General features: G+C 72.8%; 16 protein-coding genes. 7 read left to right on the forward strand and 9 right to left on the reverse strand.

What is annotated here, in order from left to right; translation table 11 throughout:
• Positions 1–2 precede the first annotated feature (2 nt).
• Together ACZ6S4_RS37210 and ACZ6S4_RS37215 are read right to left on the reverse strand one after the other, a co-directional pair.
• Positions 3–1,007 (reverse strand): LLM class flavin-dependent oxidoreductase, encoded by a 1,005-nt coding sequence (locus tag ACZ6S4_RS37210; protein ID WP_465479412.1) that lies wholly within the window; start codon positions 1,005–1,007, stop codon positions 3–5.
• Complete coding sequence (locus tag ACZ6S4_RS37215; protein ID WP_465479413.1) at positions 1,004–2,362, reverse strand: LLM class flavin-dependent oxidoreductase; 1,359 nt, start codon at positions 2,360–2,362, stop codon at positions 1,004–1,006. The genes ACZ6S4_RS37210 and ACZ6S4_RS37215 overlap by 4 nt, the downstream gene beginning before the upstream one ends.
• 98 nt (positions 2,363–2,460) lie before the next feature.
• Between ACZ6S4_RS37215 and ACZ6S4_RS37220 the strand changes: the two genes are divergently transcribed.
• From ACZ6S4_RS37220 to ACZ6S4_RS37235, 4 genes are read left to right on the forward strand one after another with little or no spacing between them, the layout of a single operon-like run.
• Complete coding sequence (locus ACZ6S4_RS37220) at positions 2,461–3,333, forward strand: LysR substrate-binding domain-containing protein (protein WP_465479414.1); 873 nt, start codon at positions 2,461–2,463, stop codon at positions 3,331–3,333.
• Between the two features lie 9 nt (positions 3,334–3,342).
• Complete coding sequence (locus ACZ6S4_RS37225; protein WP_465479415.1) at positions 3,343–3,564, forward strand: hypothetical protein; 222 nt, start codon at positions 3,343–3,345, stop codon at positions 3,562–3,564.
• Positions 3,565–3,597: 33 nt separating this feature from the next.
• Entirely contained in the window at positions 3,598–4,473 is an 876-nt protein-coding gene (locus ACZ6S4_RS37230; protein WP_465479416.1) for a bifunctional helix-turn-helix transcriptional regulator/GNAT family N-acetyltransferase, read from the forward strand.
• 20 nt (positions 4,474–4,493) lie between these two features.
• Entirely contained in the window at positions 4,494–5,957 is a 1,464-nt protein-coding gene (locus ACZ6S4_RS37235) for a protein adenylyltransferase SelO (protein WP_465479417.1), read from the forward strand.
• Between the two features lie 7 nt (positions 5,958–5,964).
• Here ACZ6S4_RS37235 and ACZ6S4_RS37240 read toward each other — a convergent pair whose 3' ends face one another.
• From ACZ6S4_RS37240 to pdhA, 6 genes are all read right to left on the reverse strand, one after another.
• Positions 5,965–6,822, reverse strand: coding sequence for a hypothetical protein (locus ACZ6S4_RS37240; protein WP_465479418.1), 858 nt, complete (start codon positions 6,820–6,822; stop codon positions 5,965–5,967).
• Between the two features lie 11 nt (positions 6,823–6,833).
• Complete coding sequence (locus ACZ6S4_RS37245; protein WP_465479419.1) at positions 6,834–7,328, reverse strand: SigE family RNA polymerase sigma factor; 495 nt, start codon at positions 7,326–7,328, stop codon at positions 6,834–6,836.
• Positions 7,329–7,400: 72 nt separating this feature from the next.
• Positions 7,401–9,695: a rhamnogalacturonan lyase gene (locus tag ACZ6S4_RS37250; RefSeq protein ID WP_465479420.1), complete on the reverse strand. Its 2,295-nt coding sequence runs from the start codon at positions 9,693–9,695 to the stop codon at positions 7,401–7,403.
• A 112-nt stretch (positions 9,696–9,807) separates the two neighbouring features.
• On the reverse strand, positions 9,808–11,082 hold the full coding sequence (locus ACZ6S4_RS37255; protein ID WP_465479421.1) for a dihydrolipoamide acetyltransferase family protein: 1,275 nt from the start codon (positions 11,080–11,082) through the stop codon (positions 9,808–9,810).
• Positions 11,079–12,080: an alpha-ketoacid dehydrogenase subunit beta gene (locus ACZ6S4_RS37260; protein WP_465479422.1), complete on the reverse strand. Its 1,002-nt coding sequence runs from the start codon at positions 12,078–12,080 to the stop codon at positions 11,079–11,081. The genes ACZ6S4_RS37255 and ACZ6S4_RS37260 overlap by 4 nt, the downstream gene beginning before the upstream one ends.
• Complete coding sequence (gene pdhA / locus ACZ6S4_RS37265; protein ID WP_465479423.1) at positions 12,077–13,171, reverse strand: pyruvate dehydrogenase (acetyl-transferring) E1 component subunit alpha; 1,095 nt, start codon at positions 13,169–13,171, stop codon at positions 12,077–12,079. The genes ACZ6S4_RS37260 and pdhA overlap by 4 nt, the downstream gene beginning before the upstream one ends.
• Positions 13,172–13,302: 131 nt before the next feature.
• On the opposite strand from pdhA, the gene ACZ6S4_RS37270 reads away from it, so the two are divergent.
• From ACZ6S4_RS37270 to ACZ6S4_RS37280, 3 genes are all read left to right on the forward strand, one after another.
• On the forward strand, positions 13,303–13,767 hold the full coding sequence (locus ACZ6S4_RS37270; RefSeq protein WP_360553559.1) for an Lrp/AsnC family transcriptional regulator: 465 nt from the start codon (positions 13,303–13,305) through the stop codon (positions 13,765–13,767).
• Between the two features lie 75 nt (positions 13,768–13,842).
• Complete coding sequence (locus tag ACZ6S4_RS37275; protein WP_465479424.1) at positions 13,843–14,577, forward strand: hypothetical protein; 735 nt, start codon at positions 13,843–13,845, stop codon at positions 14,575–14,577.
• Positions 14,574–14,918, forward strand: a complete 345-nt coding sequence (locus ACZ6S4_RS37280) for an FAD synthase family protein (RefSeq protein ID WP_465479425.1) — start codon at positions 14,574–14,576, stop codon at positions 14,916–14,918. Before ACZ6S4_RS37275 ends, ACZ6S4_RS37280 begins: the two co-directional genes overlap by 4 nt.
• Here the strand turns inward: ACZ6S4_RS37280 and arfA are convergent.
• Positions 14,886–16,394: an arabinosylfuranosidase ArfA gene (gene arfA, locus ACZ6S4_RS37285; protein WP_465479426.1), complete on the reverse strand. Its 1,509-nt coding sequence runs from the start codon at positions 16,392–16,394 to the stop codon at positions 14,886–14,888. The two genes, ACZ6S4_RS37280 and arfA, sit on opposite strands and share 33 nt — an antisense overlap.
• Between the last annotated feature and the right edge of the window lie 15 nt (positions 16,395–16,409).

Here is a 16,409-nt window from a genome sequence, read left to right on the forward strand (position 1 = left end):
TCTCAGTCCACCTTCGGTTTCCAGCCGAGGGCGGGCGCCACCTCGGTCGCGATGAGTTCCAGGGCGCGGATCGCGGCGTCGCGGTCCGGGATGCCGGGGTTGAACTGGGCGATCAGGTCGGTGGCCAGCGGCAGCACCCGCTCCGCCTGCAGGCCCGCGATGATCTCGTCGGGGTGGCCGTGGAAGGCGTGGAAGCGCCGCAGCTGCTCCTCGAGGCCGAGCCCGGCCGGGAAGGCGCCGCGCCGGACGAAGCCTTCGGTGGCCCGCTGGACGCCGTCGCCGATCTGGGCCAGGGCGGTGCGCTTGTCCCGCGCCGGGAAGATGAACCTGGACAGGCCGATCCGGGGTCGGTGCGGGCGATTCCAGGCGGCCAGGAACTCGTCCGCCCAGGGCCGCTGGATCACGTCGGTCGGTTCCTCGTAGCCGTAGGTGGCCCGGTTGAGCAGCAGGTTCGTGCCGGCCGCGGCCGCGTGCCGGGCTCCGGCGGCGCTGAACACGCCCTGCCAGATGCGGTCGGTGAAGTCGCCCGCCGGTGGCTGGATCGAGAAGCCGGACGTGCCGAGTTCCTCGTTGGACAGGGCCCGGCGCAGGGTGGTCAGGCCGGCCGTGGTCAGCTCACGTTTCTGGTCGAAGTCGGCGCCGAAGGCCGCGTACTCCTCCGGGCCGGCGCCGCTGCCCACGCCGATCTCGGCCCGTCCGCCGCTGAGCGCGTCCACCACCGCGACGTCCTCGGCCAGGCGGACCGGGTTCTCCAGGGGCAGGATGGTGATCGCGGTGGAGAGCCGGATCCGGCGGGTCCGGGCGGCCGCGTGGGCGAGGAACGGCCACGGCGACGACAGTCCCCCGCCGCCGAGCGGGATGTGGTGCTGGGCCACCCAGCCGACGTCGAAGCCCAGCTCGTCGGCGACGACGAACAACTCCTGGGCGTCGCGGTAGGTGGTGGCGAGGTCGCCGCGGCCCTGCACGTGGGTGAGGAAGCCCAGCCGGAAGCGCGGAGTGGTGGTCACGCCCGGCCCCGGACCAGGTCGGGCTCGGTGCGGCGGGCCGCGGTGTGCACGTTCTCCGGGATCGGCAGGCCGAGGTTGCCGCGCAGGGTGGTGGACTCGTACTCGCGGCGGACCAGACCGCGCTCCCGCAGGATCGGCAGCACCCGGTCGGTGAACACGGCGAATTCGCTGGGTACGGTCACCGTCACGTTGATGCCGTCAAAGGCGCCGGCCTCGTACCAGCGCTGGATCTCGTTCGCGACCGTCAGCGCGGAGCCGACGAACGGGGAACGCCGCGAGTCCAGCGAGTGCTGCACCGTCTGGCGCAGGGTGAAGCCGTTCTCCCGGGCCAGCCGGGTGATCTGCTCGGCCTGGGTCTTGAAGCTGAGCGCACCGAGGTGGCCGACCTCGGGGAACGGGGCGTCGAGGTCGTATGAGGTGAAGTCGTGCCAGCCGAACGGGCGGCCCAGTTCCTTGAGCGCGCGGTGGAAGTCCTTGCCGGCCAGCGACTGGCGTTCCTTCTCGCGGGCCTGCTCGTCGGTGTCGCCGATGATCAGGCTGATGCCGGGGACGATGAGCACATTCTCGGGGTCGCGGCCCTGGGCGGCGGCGCGGGCCCGGATGTCGGTGGCGAACGCCTGGCCCTGCTCGACGGTCTGCGCGTGGGTGAAGATGGCGTCGGCGATGCCCGCACCGAGGTCGCGGCCCTCGTCGGAGTCGCCGGCCTGGAAGATGACCGGCTGGCCCTGCGGCGAGCGCTGGATGTTCAGCGGCCCGGCGACCGAGAAGTGCTCGCCCTTGTGGTGCAGCGCGTGCTGCCGGGACCGGTCGAAGAAGACGCCGCCCTGCTTGTCGCGGGGGAACGCGTCGTCCTCGTACGAGTCCCACAGTCCCTGGACCACTCGCACGTGTTCCAGGGCCCGGCCGTAGCGGGTGGCGTAGTCGTAGTGCTCGGCCCGCCCGTAGTTGCCGGCCGTGCCGCCGTCTCCGGTGGCCACCACGTTCCAGCCGGCCCGGCCGCCGCTGATCAGGTCGAGCGAGGCGAGCCGCCGGGCCACGTTGAACGGGTCGTTGTACGAGGTGGTCAGCGTGCCGACCAGCCCGATGTGCGAGGTGTGCACGGCGACCGCCGACAGCAGCGTGAGCGGTTCGAGGCGGTTGAGGTAGTGGTGCGGCGAGTCCGGGGTGATGAACTGGCTGTCCACGATGAAGACGTGGTCGAACTTCGCCGCCTCCGCCTGCTGGGCCCGGGCGATGTACCAGCGGATGTCGACGCTGGCGTCGCCGGGGATCTCGGGGCTGAGCCAGGTGTCGTGCTGGCCCGGTCCGCCGACCCCCATGAGGACGGCGCCGAGCTTGAGGTTTCTCCGGGGCATGGTGAGGAGTATCAGCAGGCCCGCGCCGCGCCGTCCAACGAAAGAACGTGATGGGAACCCATCACGGCAGCTCATCCAATTCCTAGTAAGCTCATGGGATGAGTAGGATGCTGGGAATCGCGCCGTTGCGCAGCTTCGTGGCGGTCGCGGACTGCGGCGGCTTCCAGCGGGCCGCGGCCTCGCTGCACCTGACCCAGGGCGCGGTGAGCCAGCACGTGCGCCGGCTGGAGGCGGCACTGGACCGCACGCTGGTCGAACGGGACGGCCGGGGCTCGCGGTTCACCGCCGACGGCGAGGTGTTGCTGGCCCGGGCCCGCCGGATCCTCGCCCTGCACGACGAGACGCTGCGCGAGTTCGGCGTGGAGGCCGAGCCCACGCTGGTGATCGGCTCGACCGAGCACGCCGCCGCCCAGCTGCTGCCCGAGCTGGCCGCGTGCTTCCCGGACCACCGGGTCCGGTTCCGGATCGACCGCGGCGCCCAGCTGCGGACCGCCCTCGCCGAGGGCCGGATCGACCTGGCCCTGCTGCTCGGCCCGGCCGACGAGCCGGACGCCCGGGCGGTCGGCGAGCTCGAGCTCACCTGGTACGCCGCCCCCGACTGGACGCCACCGGCAGCCGGCGACCCGGTCCCGCTGGTGGCCTTCGACGCGCCGTGCGCCATCCGCAACCGCGCCCTGGAGACGCTGGCCGCGCACGGGGTGCCGGCGGAGGTCGGCTGCGAGGCCGCCCACCTGGCCGGGATGCAGGCGGCGGTGCGGGCCGGGCTGGGCGTGGGACTGATGGCCACCCTCGGACAGGGCCTCGAGGGGCTGGTGGCCCGCCCCGACCTGCCAGTCCCCGAGCCGGTCGCTCTCGCCGTCTGGCCGCGGCGAGGACTGTCCCCGACGGTCGCCGAGGACGCGGCCGGTGCGCTGGTCGAGCTGCTCGCCCGTACCCGTGGTGCGCTTTCCCGGCCGCACAGCCGGGCGTAACCTGCCCGGATGGGAGAAATCGTGCCGTGGCTGGTATCCGCCGCCGTTCTCGCGGCAGTCCTCGGCGCCCTCGCGTGGCTCGCGGCCCGCACCCGGCGCCGGGGGGTGGGCCAGGAGCTGATGGGGCCGATCGACCTCATCTACCGTCCGCACACGCACCAGATCAACGCCGAGACGAGGACGCACGAGCAGCGCATGGTGGCCCGGCCCGCCGCGGACGATAATCTCTGACCTGAGTCAGAGATTATCCGCTAGCATCGGCCGATGGACGCTGCTGCCCTCGCTCAGGTCGAGACGGTCCGCGACTTCAACCGCTACTACACCCGCCGCCTGGGCGTGCTGACCGACCGTTATCTCGGCCAGGACCGCCCACTCAGCGAGGCCCGGCTGCTCTACGAGATCGGCGAGCAGGCCGACGTCCGCGAGCTGCGGTCCCGGCTCGGCCTGGACTCCGGCTACCTCAGCCGGTTGCTGCGCTCGCTGCAGGAGCAGGGCCTGGTCCGGACCCGCGCGCACCCGGCGGACCGGCGGGTCCGCGTCGCCGAGCTGACCGAAGCCGGGGTACGCGAACGCGCCGACCTCGACGCGCGCTCCCGGGCCGGCATCAGTGACCTGCTGGAACCGCTCTCCGCCGCGCAGCGCCGGCAACTCGTCGACGCCCAGGAGCAGATCCGGCGCCTGCTGCGGCTGGCCGCGGTCACGGTGCGGCCGGTCGACGCCCGCTCCCCCGAGGCCCAGCAGTGCCTGCGCGCGTACGCGTCGGAGCTGGCCGTCCGCTTCCCGGAGGGGTACGACGACGCGGCGCTCGTGGACCCCGGCGCTCTGACCGGCGACGACGGGGCGCTGCTGGTCGCGTACGAGGAAGATCGGCCGGTGGGTTGTGGCGCGTGGCGCCGCCTCGGTGACGGGATCGCGGAGATCCGCCACCTGTGGGTCGACGCTCGCGCGCGGGGGCTGGGGCTCGGGCGGCGGCTGCTGGAACGGGTGGAGGCCGACGCGTATGCGCACGGGGCGACGACGCTGCGACTCGGCACGCACAGCGCTCTCACCGAGGCCATCGCCCTGTACCGGGCCGCCGGGTACCGGGAGATCGCGCCCTATGACCAGTCGCCGTACAACCAGCTCGCCTTCGAGAAGTAGTCCCGACGTACGCTCGAAGCGTGAGCATCGCACCGCCGTCGACCGTCGTCCTGGACAACCGCTTCGCACGAGAGCTCGCCGGGCTGGCGATCCCCTGGCAGGCCGAGGAGACGCCGGAGCCCCGGCTGCTCGTGCTCGACGACGCGCTCGCCGCCGAGCTGGGCCTCGATCCCGCTCAGCTGCGCAGCCCCGAGGGTGTGCGGCTGCTGACCGGCACCGCCGTTCCCGACGGGGCCACCCCGGTCGCGCAGGCCTACGCCGGGCACCAGTTCGGCGGCTACTCCCCACGGCTCGGCGACGGGCGCGCGCTGCTGCTCGGCGAGCTCGTGGACGCCGACGGCACCGTCCGTGACCTTCATCTCAAGGGCTCCGGGCGCACCCCGTTCGCCCGCGGCGGCGACGGCCTGGCCGCGGTCGGCCCGATGCTCCGCGAGTACGTGGTCAGCCGCGCGATGCACGCCCTGGGCATCCCGACGACCCGCGCCCTGGCCGTGGTGGCGACCGGGCGCACGGTGCACCGCGACACCCCGCTGCCGGGAGCCGTGCTGGCCCGGGTCGCCGCCAGCCACCTGCGGGTCGGCACGTTCCAGTTCGCCCGGGCCACCGGCGACGCCGACCTGCTGCGCCGCCTCGCCGACCACGCGATCGCCCGGCACCACCCGCACGCCGCCGAGGCCGAGCAGCCGTATCTCGCCCTGTTCGAGGCAGTCGTCGCCGCGCAGGCCGCACTGGTGGCGCAATGGATGCTCGTCGGCTTCGTGCACGGCGTCATGAACACCGACAACATGACGATCTCCGGCGAGACCATCGACTACGGGCCGTGCGCGTTCATGGAGGCCTTCGACCCGGCGACGGTCTACAGCTCCATCGACCACGGCGGGCGATACGCGTACGGGAACCAGCCGGCCATCGCCGAATGGAACCTGGCCCGGCTGGCCGAGGCCCTGCTCCCGCTCCTGCACGACGACCAGGAACAGGCGGTCGCCCTGGCGGTGGAGGCTCTCGGCGGTTTCCGGCCCGCGTACAACGCCGCGTGGTCGGCCGGCATGCGCGCCAAGCTCGGGCTGCCCGACGACGTTGCTGCCACTGTGGTGTCGCCGCTGGTCGACGACCTGCTCGCCCTGCTGCACGCCGACCACGTCGACTTCACGTCGTTCTTCCGTACCCTGGCCGGCGCCGCCCGCGGTGATGCCGAGCCGGCCCGCCGCCTCTTCATCGACCTGGCCGCGGTCGACGCCTGGGTGGCGCGCTGGCGCGCCCTGGGCCCGGACGCCGACGCGATGGAGCGGGTCAACCCCGTCTACATCCCGCGCAACCACCTGGTCGAGGAGGCCCTGGCGGCGGCGACGGACGGCGACCTGGATCCGCTGGAGCGGCTGGTGGCGGCCGTGAGCGAGCCCTACGACGAGCGCCCGGGCCTCGAGCGGTACGCCGCCCCCGCGCCGCAGGACTTCGGTGCCTACCAGACGTTCTGCGGCACCTGAGTCCCGTTCAGTTGAGATGGAAACGGTCGTCGGTGGCCAACGCGGCCAGCTGCGACGCCGTCAGCGGCAGCTTCTTCAGCGGCGGCTGGACGTTCTCGCCGTTCGTAGCCGTGCGGCTCTGCGCCACGTAGACCACGATGCCGTCCGGGTGCCGGTAGGCCGCCCACTGCTCCACCCCGCCGCTTCCGCTCGGAACCTGCGACACGCCGACCTTCACCCTCCCGACCGTGACCACGTCGCAGTCACCTCCGAGGCCCCAGAACTGCCGGGCGAGGGCGCACGGCTCCTTGGGCAGGCCGTTGCCCTTGGTGTGCACCTCGGCCAGCAGGTGCCCGGCCCGGCCACCCTTGGCGATCGCCGCCTGGGCCAGATAACTCCAGGTCGAGCCGGTGTTGTCACCCTCGACCTGGGCCTGGTGGTCACGCATCGGGATGCCGTCGGTCGACTTGCCGGTCGGCGCGGTCCAGCCGTCGGGAACAACGGCGAGCAGCACGTCGAGGAGCTTCTTGCCCTGCTCGTAGCGCTCACCCGAGCGGGCCGTGGCATCCTCCTGCGGCTCGCCGTTCCCGTCGAGCGGCCAGGCCGGCTTGGTGCTCTCGCTACCCGCCGAGGGGGTCGGTATGCCCGACGGCACCCCGCCGCCGGCCCAGGGCGTGCCGTCACCGCCCGAGGTGAGCCGCAGGCCGGAGGGCACGGCCACGGCGGTCACCGCGATCATCGCCGCGGTCACCCCGGCGCCGGCGAGCGTCGCGCGCCGGCGCACGGCCCGACGACCGGCGGTCAGGGCCGCCGCCGACTCCATCGGGGGCGGCGGGGTGAGGGTCATGCTGGCGCGCATGGCTTCGCGCAGGTCGTTCTCGTTCACGATGCCTCTTCTCATTCGGCGGTGACGGGGTGGGAGATCAACGTCCGGAGGGCGTCCAGGCCGCGCGCCGCCTGGCTCTTGACCGTGCCGGCCGAGCAGCCGAGGACAGCCGCGGTCTCCTCGACCGACATGTCCTCCCAGTAGCGCAGGACCAGCACGGCCCGCTGCCGGGGCGGCACCCCGGCGAGCGCCTGCAACAGCATCAGCCGGTCATCGGCCGACCCCGGCGCGGCCGCCTGCTCGATCGGCGTCTCCCGGGTCCGCTCCCGCCGCCACCAGCCCCGGCGGCCGTCGTCGATGAAGGTGCGGATCAACACCTGCCGGACGTACGGATCCAGCGCCTCGTGCCGCGCCACCCGGTGCCAGTGCGTGTACAGCTTGGTGAACGCGGTCTGCACCAGATCCTCGGCCCGGTGCCAGTCCCCGCAGAGCAGGAACGCCGTGCCCCGCATGGCCCCCGACCGGGCCGCGAAGTACTCGGCGAACGCCGCGTCGCGATCGCTCATGCCCACCCCTATCCGTTCGGTCGGGACAATCACGAGACCGGACCGGCGGAAGGTTGCACGAACCGCGAGGAATTACAACGCGCGGCGCAGCGGCACGTCCCGCCAGTCGGTGTCCGAGGCCAGATAGAAGCCCGGGTACGAGGGCTGGTTGTACGTGGTCTGCTGGCGGGCCACCTCGACCCGGTACTGCGGGTCGTGCATGAGCGTGTAGAGCTTGTGCCCGGTGAGCTCGGTGCTCAGGTAGATCCGTACCGCTGTGCTGTCCGCCGTGCGGACCAGCAGTTCCTCGCGCCAGTCGCCCAGGATGTCGGCGACCAGGGACGGGTTGCCCTTGGTGCCGTTGTTGGTCAGCGTGCCCGTGGCGGTCAGCAGGGTGCCGCGCCGCCAGTCGTCGATTGTCGGGGTGACCTCGCCCGCGCCGTTGACCAGCTGGGTGGTCAGGTCGGCGGCCCAGCGGATGCTCTGGTTGGTGCCCGGCACCGGCCCGGGCAGCACCGTGCCCGCCGCCGTGTGCAGGCCGGACGCCTCCGAGCCGCCGGGCATGCTGGCCCAGGACTCGATGCCGCGGACCTCCGGCAGCACGTCGCCGATCATCCCGCGCCCGGTGTCGCGCCCGGAGTACGTGCCGGAGAGCACCTCGCCGGTGGCCGCGTCGCGCAGGGCCATGCCGTACGGCGCACTGGTGCCGTTCTCGTGGACCGTGAACGTCTCCAGGCCGGGCCGGTCCGGATTGATGTCCGTGACGTGCATGGCGTCACCGTGGCCGAGCCGGACCCGCTGCCCCGGCGCCGCGCTGCCCTCCGGGAGCGTGTCGAACGAGGAGTACAGCAGGGTGCCGTCGTCGTCGATGGTCGCCGCGCCGTACACGATCTCCTGCCGTCCGTCGCCGTCCACGTCGGCCGCGCTCAGCGAGTGGAAGCCCTGCGTGGTGAGGGTGCCGTAGCGCGGGTCGGTGCCGTCGCGGCCGTGCGGGTTGTCGTTGAACGGGTTGCTCATCGGGGTCCAGCCGCTGTCCACGTACCAGTTCTCGGTCAGCCGGCGGCCGTCCCAGCGGTACGCGACCAGCGTGGTGCGGGTGTAGTAGCCGCGGGCGAACACGGCCGACGGGTGCCGGCCGTCGAGGTAGGCCACCCCGGACAGGAACCGGTCGACGCGGTTGCCGGGCTCGATCCGCGGCAGCGCATAGTCGCCCCACATCAGCCCGTCGTCGTGCCGTCCGGGCTTGTAGCGCACGGTCTGCAGCTCGCGGCCGGTCGCGCCGGCGAACACCGTCAGATACTCCGGGCCGTCGAGGATGAAGCCCTCGAAGGCGCGCAGGTTGTTGCGGGCGCTGCGGGACGGGGCGTACACGTCGATGAAGTAGTCGACCAGGGCCTCGGCGTCGGCGCGGGACAGCGGGTACGCGTACCGCGGCGCGATGCCGAGCGCGGCCTCCAGCGACGCCGGCCAGCGCCCGGCCACCACCTCGGGGTGCTCGGTCCAGCCCTGGAACAGCGTCACCAGGTGCTCGCGGTAGCCGGCCGCGCTGAGCCGGTAGTCGTCGGTGTGCCGGTAACCCGCGCGCACGTCGGCGCGGGGCATCGTGACGTAGCGCCGGGAGACCTCACGGCCCGTGGCGTCGTACCGGATCACGCTCGTGCCCGGCGCCGTCTTGAGCATGAGCTCGGCGCGGCCGTCACCGTCGAAGTCGTACACCGGGAACTGGGTGTAGTGCGCCCCGGCCCGGATGTTGACGCCCAGGTCGATCCGGTAGAGCAGGGTGCCGTCGGCCCGATAGGTGTCCAGGTAGACCGGTCCGGTGTAGCCGACCAGCGAGACGTCCTTGGAGTTCGACGGGTCCCATTTCACGACGTACTCGTACTGTCCGTCACCGTCGACGTCGCCGACGCTCATGTCGTTGGCCGTGTAGGTGTAGGCCTGCCCGCTCGGGGTCACGCCGTCGGCGGGTTTGCGCAGCGGCAGGTCGTGGTGGCCGGCGGCCCAGGGGGTGACGGCGGCGCTGCGGGCGGCCTCGCGCCCGCGGACGACCGCGGCCACCCGGTAGCGGGACGCCGGGGTGCCGTCCGGGTCGAGCCAGTTGGTGCTGTCCGTGACCAGCGCGACGGGCCGGCCGTCGCGGTAGACCCGGAAGTCCGGCCCGGCCAGACCGGTCGCGGTCGCGCCGGTCGCCTCCGGGCCGAGCAGGCGCCAGCTCAGGAACACGCCGTCGGCGGTGGCGGCGGCCACCAGGCCCCGGTCGAGACGTTCCAGGGCGGGCCCGCCGGGCCGCTGCGCCGCGGCCACGGCGGGCGGTGAGCCGCCGACCAGGAGCAGGCCGGTGGCCAGGAGGATCCCCCACCGACGGTACGGACGCAGCGAACCCCGCATGGCGACTCCTCCTGGCTGAAACGAATCAACGCAGGTTAGGAATTGACCACAGCCGATGTCAATGTTTCAGAGGGGTTTCCGCGGTAAGCGCATACCTGGGCTCAGCCGCTGGTCAGAGGCGGGCGATCGCGGAGGCCGGATCCTCGATGGCGTCGGCGACGCTGCGCATGAAGCCGGCCGCCGTCCCGCCGTCGCAGACCCGGTGATCGAAGACGAAGCTCATCTGCGTGATCTTGCGGACGCACAGCTCGCCGTCGACGACCCAGGGCCGGTCCAGGATCCGGCCGAAGCCCAGGATGGCGACCTGCGGATGGTTGATGATCGCGGCGCTGCCGTCCACCCGGAAGCTGCCGTAGTTGTTGAGCGTGAAGGTCCCCGCCTCCTGCGCCGTCACGCGGCCCTCCCGGGCGCTCGCGGTGACCCGCCGGATCTCCTCGTCGAGCTGCGCGGTGGTCATCGTCTCGGCACCGACGACCGCGGGCACGACCAGGCCGCGCTCCCCCTGGACGGCGATGCCGAGGTTGATCCGGTCGAACTCGACGATCTCCTGCCGCTCGGTGTCCACCCGGGCGTTCAGCATCGGGTACTGCCGCAGGCCGGCCACGACGAACCGGGCGATGTAGGCGAGCAGGCCGGGGCCGGGGGTGCTCTGCCGCAGCTCCCAGAGCTTGGTGGCGTCGACATCGACCCAGACGGTGGCCTCGGGGATCTCGGCGCGGCTGCGGGTCAGCGCCGCTGACACCGCCTTACGGAAGCCGGTCAACGGAACCCGGCGCTCCCCCGGCACGACCGGAGTGGCCGAGGGCGGACCGGCCGCGGTGGCCGGCGCCGGGGCGGCCGCGACACCAGCCGGTCGGGCGGGCGCCGTCGCCACGCGCGCCAGGGCGCGTTCGACATCGGCCCGGACGATCACCCCGCCGGGACCGGTCGCCTCGACCGTGGTCAGATCCAGCCCGGCCTCCCGGGCCAGCCGCCGCACCAGCGGCGAGATCACGAGCGGCACCCGGTGCGGCAACACGGCCGGCGCCTGCCGGCCCCGCGGACGACGCCGCCGGGAAGTGACCGTCGCGCCCGTCGTGCCGTACCCGATCAGGACGTTGCCCGATCCGGCCTGCTCCTCCTCGCGGTAGGTCTCCGCCTCCGGGACCAGCGCCGCGACCGTGAGCAGCGGCTTGCCGACCTCGAGCGTGGCGCCCTCGGCAGCATGCCGGGTCGCGATCCGCCCGGCGTACGGCGTCGGCACCTCGACCAGCGACTTCGCGGTCTCCACCTCGACCACCGGCTGGTCGACCTCGACGGTGTCGCCCTCCTCGACCAGCCAGCGCACCACCTCCGCCTCGGTCAGTCCCTCACCGAGGTCGGGCAGCAGAAAGGTCTGCGTGCTCACGAGTCCTCCCACTGCAGGTCGTCAACGGCGTCCAGGACGCGGTCCACGCCGGGCAGCTGGAAGTGCTCGAGCTTCGGCGGCGGGTACGGGATGTCGAGGCCGGTCACCCGGCGGATGGGGGCGGCCAGCGCGTGGAAGCACCGCTCGGTGACCCGCGCGACGATCTCCGAGGAGACGCTGGCGAAGCCGGCCGCCTCCGCGACCACGACGGCCCGGCCGGTGCTGCGGACGGCGGCGCACACCGTCTCGTCGTCGAACGGCACGATCGAGCGCAGGTCGACCACCTGCAGGCTGCGGCCCTCGCCCGCGGCCACCTCGGCGGCCTCCAGGGCGACCGGCACGGACGGGCCGTAGGCGATCAGCGTGGCGTCGGTGCCCTGGCGGCGCACCGTAGCCCTGCCGATGCCGGGCACCGGGGCGCCGAGCTCGACCTCCTCCTTGCTCCAGTAGAGCTTCTTGGGCTCCAGGAAGATCACCGGGTCGTCCGAGGCGATCGCCTCGCGCAGCAGCCCGTACGCGTCCGCCGGCGTCGCCGGGGCGACCACGTGCAGGCCCGGCGTGTGCGCGTAGTACGCCTCGGAGGAGTCGCAGTGGTGCTCGACCCCGCCGATGCCGCCCGCGTACGGCACCCGGATCACCATCGGCAGCTTGACCCGGCCGCGGGTGCGGTTCCGCATCTTGGCCACGTGACTGACGATCTGCTCGAACGCCGGGTACGCGAACGCGTCGAACTGCATCTCCACCACCGGGCGCATGCCGTTCATCGCCATGCCGACCGCCACGCCGACGATGCCGGACTCGGCCAGTGGTGTGTCGAAGCACCGGTTGTCGCCGAACTCGGCGGTCAGGCCGTCGGTGATCCGGAAGACGCCGCCGAGCGCGCCGACGTCCTCGCCGAAGACCACCACCGCCGGGTCCGCGGCCATCGCGTCGCGCAGGGCCCGGTTGAGCGCCTGCGCCATCGTCAGCTTGACGTGGTCGGTGGCCGTGACCGTCATCGCAGCGCTCCTTCGCGCTCGAGCTCGTCGGCGACCAGCGCGGCCTGCTCGGTGAGCTGCGGGGTGGGACTCGCGTACACGTGGTCGAAGAGCATCGCGGGATCCGGCTCGACGTCGCGGTTGAGGCCGTCGCGCAGGTGGGTGGCCACCTTCTCGGCCTGCGCCGTGATGTCCGCGAGCTGCGCGTCATCCAGCAGGCCCCGCTCGCGCAGGTGGGCCTCGAGCCGGGTGATCGGGTCGCGCTCGACCCAGGCCGCGACCTCCGCGTCCGGCCGGTATCGGGTGGCGTCGTCGGCGTTGGTGTGGGCCTGCATCCGGTACGTGTGCGCCTCGATGAGCTGCGGTCCCTCGCCGGCGCGGGCGCGCCGCACGGCGGCGCCGAGCACGGCCAGCAGAGCGGCGGTGTCGTTGCCGTCGACGCGTTCACCCGGTACGCCGTAGCCGATGCCCTTGTGTGCCAGGGACGGGGCGGCGGTCTGCCGGGCGAGCGGGACGCTGATGGCGTACTCGTTGTTCTGGACGAAGAACACGACCGGCGCGCGCAGGACCGCCGCGAAGTTGAGCGCCTCGTGGAAGTCGCCCTCGCTGGTGCCGCCGTCACCGCACAGGGCCAGGACGACGGTGGGCTCGCCACGCAGCCGGGCGGCGTGCGCGACCCCCACGGCGTGCGGGAGCTGGGTGGCCAGCGGCGTCGCGTGCGGTGCGACGTTGTGCTCGTACGGGTCGTAGCCGCAGTGCCAGTCGCCCTTGAGCAGCGACAGCGCCTCGACCGGGTCCACACCCCGGCCCACCGCGGCGACCGTGTCGCGGTACGTCGGGAACAGCCAGTCACCGTCGGCCAAAACCTGCGCGGCGGCGACCTGGCAGGCCTCCTGCCCGTGCGAGGAGGGGTAGACGGCCAGCCGGCCCTGGCGGACCAGCGCGTACGCCTGATCGTTGAGCCGGCGCGCGGTGACCAGAGCCGCGAAGGCACGCAGCAGCGCCGCGTCGTCCGGGGCGGGGTAACCGGGGGCGTCGACGGCTCGTCCGTGCGGGTCGATGAGCGTGACCGGCTCGGCCGACGGCAGAAGGTGGTGCGGGTCACGTGTCATGCAGACATGGTCGTTCGCCGACCAATCGGTTTCCACATCCCGGGAAAAACCGAGAAGATGTACTGGTCGTGCCGCACTCCGGCGGCCAAACGTCCGGGCAACGGCGCCCGGAGCCGAGGAGGACAAGACAAGTGGCCAGCGCCCTCGACGACATCGACCGGCAGATCCTGGCCGAGCTGACCCGCGACGGCCGGATGTCGATGCGCACCCTCGCCGAGCACCTGCACATCTCCCGGGCCAACGCGTACGCCCGGGTGGAACGGCTCCGCACCGCGAACGTGATCAAGGGCTTCCGGGCCGACATCGACCCCGTCGCGGCGGGCCTGGGCACCTCCGCCTACGTGACGGTGAACCTGCACCAGGCGGAATGGCGGGACGTGGGCGAGCAACTGCGCGCGCTGCCCGGGGTCGTGCACATCGCGCTGGTCGGCGGCGAGTTCGACGCGATCCTGCTGGTCCGGGCGCGGGACAACGCCGCCCTGGGCCGGCTGGTCCTGGACGTCATCCAGGGCATGCCGGGCATCGTGAACACCCGGACCCTGCTGGTCTTCGAGGAGGCCGAGCCGCTGTCGGCCACCGCCATCTGGGAACAGTGACGTCCGCATGGCGGGCGGATCGATGGGTATGCGGGCGGCCGACACCGCTCCCGACACCACGGAGGAACCGGCCGCATGCCCCTGACCTGGAATCTCGACGCGGGTCGGGCGACCACCGTCGTCACGGTCGAGGGCTCTCCCTGCCCGGCGTCCATCCGGGCGTTGCGGTCCGGCCTGGCGGACCGGATCGCCCGGCGGCCCACCCCGGTGCTGATCAGCCTCTCCGCGCGGTCGACCTCTGAGCCGTGGTTGTTCGCGCTCATCGCCGCGCTGTCCGGCCGGTCCAGGGCCCCCGCCGTGCCGCTCGTGGTGCAGAGTGAAGGCATCGACGCCCGGCGGACCCGGATCCCGCTGTCCCGCGCGCTCCGCGCCGCGCGGGACACCTTGCTGGACGGATCGTCGCGGGCCCGGACCCACAACGACCAGTTGCTGCCGGTGGCCGGAGCCGCGCGCCGCGGCCGGGACGTGGCCACCGAGGCCTGCGCCCGGTGGGGACTGCCCGAGCTGGTCGGACCCGCGGCCATGGTGGCGAGCGAGCTGACCTCGTACGCGACCCGGCACGCCGGCACGCTGATGGATCTGACCCTGGCCGCGACCCCGGGCACGATGTACGTGGCGGTGCACCACGGTCACCCGGCCACGAAATTCCCGGACGTCCCGGCCGACCTGGAGCTCCACCTGATCAACGCGGTCGCCGGATGCTGGGGCTTCCTGCCGCACGGCCAGGACGCCATCACCTGGGCGGCGCTGGCCGAGGGCACGCCCAGCCGTCCACCGCCGCGCCGCACCCGGCAACCGATCCACCGATGACTCCGGCGACGCGCGTCTACGTGGACATGGTGGGTGACCTCTTCCACCCCGGCCACGTGGCCCTGCTGAAGGCGGCCCGGCAGCACGGCGACCACCTGATCGTCGGCGTGCTGTCCGACGCGACCGTGGCGTCGTACAAGCGGCAACCGGTCATGACCCTGGCCGAACGCGTCGCCGTGATCGCGGCGTGCCGGTACGTCGACGAGGTGGTGCCCGCGGCGCCGTACCGGGTGACGCTGGAGTTCCTGGCCGAGCACGACATCGCGCTGGTTGTGCACGGCGACGACATCGCCCGCGTGCGACGACGGTCAGCCGGTGGTGAGCCGGATCGCGGTCCATGACACCGCGGGCAGGCTCGCGCGCAGGACGCCGTCGGTGACCTCTGCGTCCTTCGCCGGGCCGGGCACCACGCGTTCCGGGTCGTCGGCCGTGTTCATGGCGTAGAGGTCCTCGTCCGCGAGCGTCCACGACTCGGTCACCCGCAGCCCTGCCCCGAAGCCGGCCAGCGACACCGCCAGGTCGAGGCTCTCGGTGAGGTGCCTGTTCACGACGAAGACAGTCACGTCGCCGCTCTCGGCGTCGTGGGTGGCCACGGCGTCCAGCAGCGGCACCGAGCCGAAGCGGGCCGTGTCGTAGCTCGGGGACTGCGGCTCGACGCGCAGCACCTCACCGCGGGCCAGCCGGGACGTCAGTGCGAACGGGTGGAAGATCGTCTGGCGCCACGCCGGGCCGCCCGCCTCGGTACGGATCGGGGCGATCACGTTGACCAGCTGGGCCTGGCAGGCGGCGGTGACCCGGTCGCTGTGCCGCAGCAGGGAGATCAGCAGGTTGCCGACCACCACGGCGTCGGCGACGGTGTACGAGTCCTCGATGACCCGCGGGGCCACCCGCCAATCGGTTTCCTGGGTCGCCTGGAAGGCGCTCTGGTACCAGACGTTCCACTCGTCGAACGAGATCTTCAGCTTCTTGCGGCTCTTGAGCTTGGCCCCGACGCTGTCGGCGGTGGCCGCCACGCTGGTGACGAAGTGGTCCATGTCGACCGCCGAGGCCAGGAAGCTGCCCAGGTCGCCGTCGATCGGCTCGTAGTACGCGTGCGCGGAGATGTAGTCCACGGCGTCGTAGGTCAGTTCGAGCACCTCGGCCTCCCACGCGGCGAACGTCGGCATCGAGGAGGACGAGCTGCCGCAGGCCACCAGCTCCAGCCCCGGCTCGGCACTGCGCATCGCCCGGGCGGTCTCCATGGCCAGCCGGCCGTACTCGTGGGCGGTCTTGTGCCCGGTCTGCCACGGGCCGTCGAGCTCGTTGCCGAGGCAGAACATGGTGATGCCGTACGGTTCGGTCGCGCCGTTGGCCTGCCGGAGCCGGGCCAGGTGGGTGCGGTCGGGCTGGTTCAGGTACTCCTGCACGTCCAGCGCCTCCTGCACGCCGCGGGTGCCGAGGTTCACCGCGTACATCACCTCCACCCCGGCCTTGCGCGCCCAGCGCATGAATTCGTCGATGCCGACCTCGTTGGTCTCCAGGCTGTGCCAGGCCAGGTCGCGGCGCACCGGCCGGTCGGCGACCGGGCCGGTGCCGTCCTCCCAGCGGTAGCCGGAGACGAAGTTGCCCCCGGGGTATCGCACGACCGAGACGCCCAGCTCGCGGGTCAGGGCGAGCACGTCCTCGCGGAAGCCGTCGGCGTCCGCGGTCGGGTGCGACGGCTCGTAGATCCCGGTGTAGACGCAGCGGCCCATGTGCTCGACGAAGGACCCGAAGGTACGCCGGGACACCGGCGCGACGGTGAACGCGGGATCGAGGGTGAAGCTGGCGGAAAGCACGGGTCTCCCGGGGGT

The organism is Actinoplanes sp. NPDC051405 (assembly GCF_055586185.1).

Bases quoted from the DNA above. Each gene is read 5' to 3' on its own strand.
- ACZ6S4_RS37215 (WP_465479413.1), bottom strand. From the start codon at position 2,362: ATGCCCCGGAGAAACCTCAAGCTCGGCGCCGTCCTCATGGGGGTCGGC.
- ACZ6S4_RS37220 (WP_465479414.1), top strand. From the start codon at position 2,461: ATGAGTAGGATGCTGGGAATCGCGCCGTTGCGCAGCTTCGTGGCGGTC.
- ACZ6S4_RS37225 (WP_465479415.1), top strand. From the start codon at position 3,343: ATGGGAGAAATCGTGCCGTGGCTGGTATCCGCCGCCGTTCTCGCGGCA.
- ACZ6S4_RS37230 (WP_465479416.1), top strand. From the start codon at position 3,598: ATGGACGCTGCTGCCCTCGCTCAGGTCGAGACGGTCCGCGACTTCAAC.
- ACZ6S4_RS37245 (WP_465479419.1), bottom strand. From the start codon at position 7,328: ATGAGCGATCGCGACGCGGCGTTCGCCGAGTACTTCGCGGCCCGGTCG.
- ACZ6S4_RS37250 (WP_465479420.1), bottom strand. From the start codon at position 9,695: ATGCGGGGTTCGCTGCGTCCGTACCGTCGGTGGGGGATCCTCCTGGCC.
- ACZ6S4_RS37260 (WP_465479422.1), bottom strand. From the start codon at position 12,080: ATGACGGTCACGGCCACCGACCACGTCAAGCTGACGATGGCGCAGGCG.
- pdhA (WP_465479423.1), bottom strand. From the start codon at position 13,171: ATGACACGTGACCCGCACCACCTTCTGCCGTCGGCCGAGCCGGTCACG.
- ACZ6S4_RS37275 (WP_465479424.1), top strand. From the start codon at position 13,843: ATGCCCCTGACCTGGAATCTCGACGCGGGTCGGGCGACCACCGTCGTC.
- ACZ6S4_RS37280 (WP_465479425.1), top strand. From the start codon at position 14,574: ATGACTCCGGCGACGCGCGTCTACGTGGACATGGTGGGTGACCTCTTC.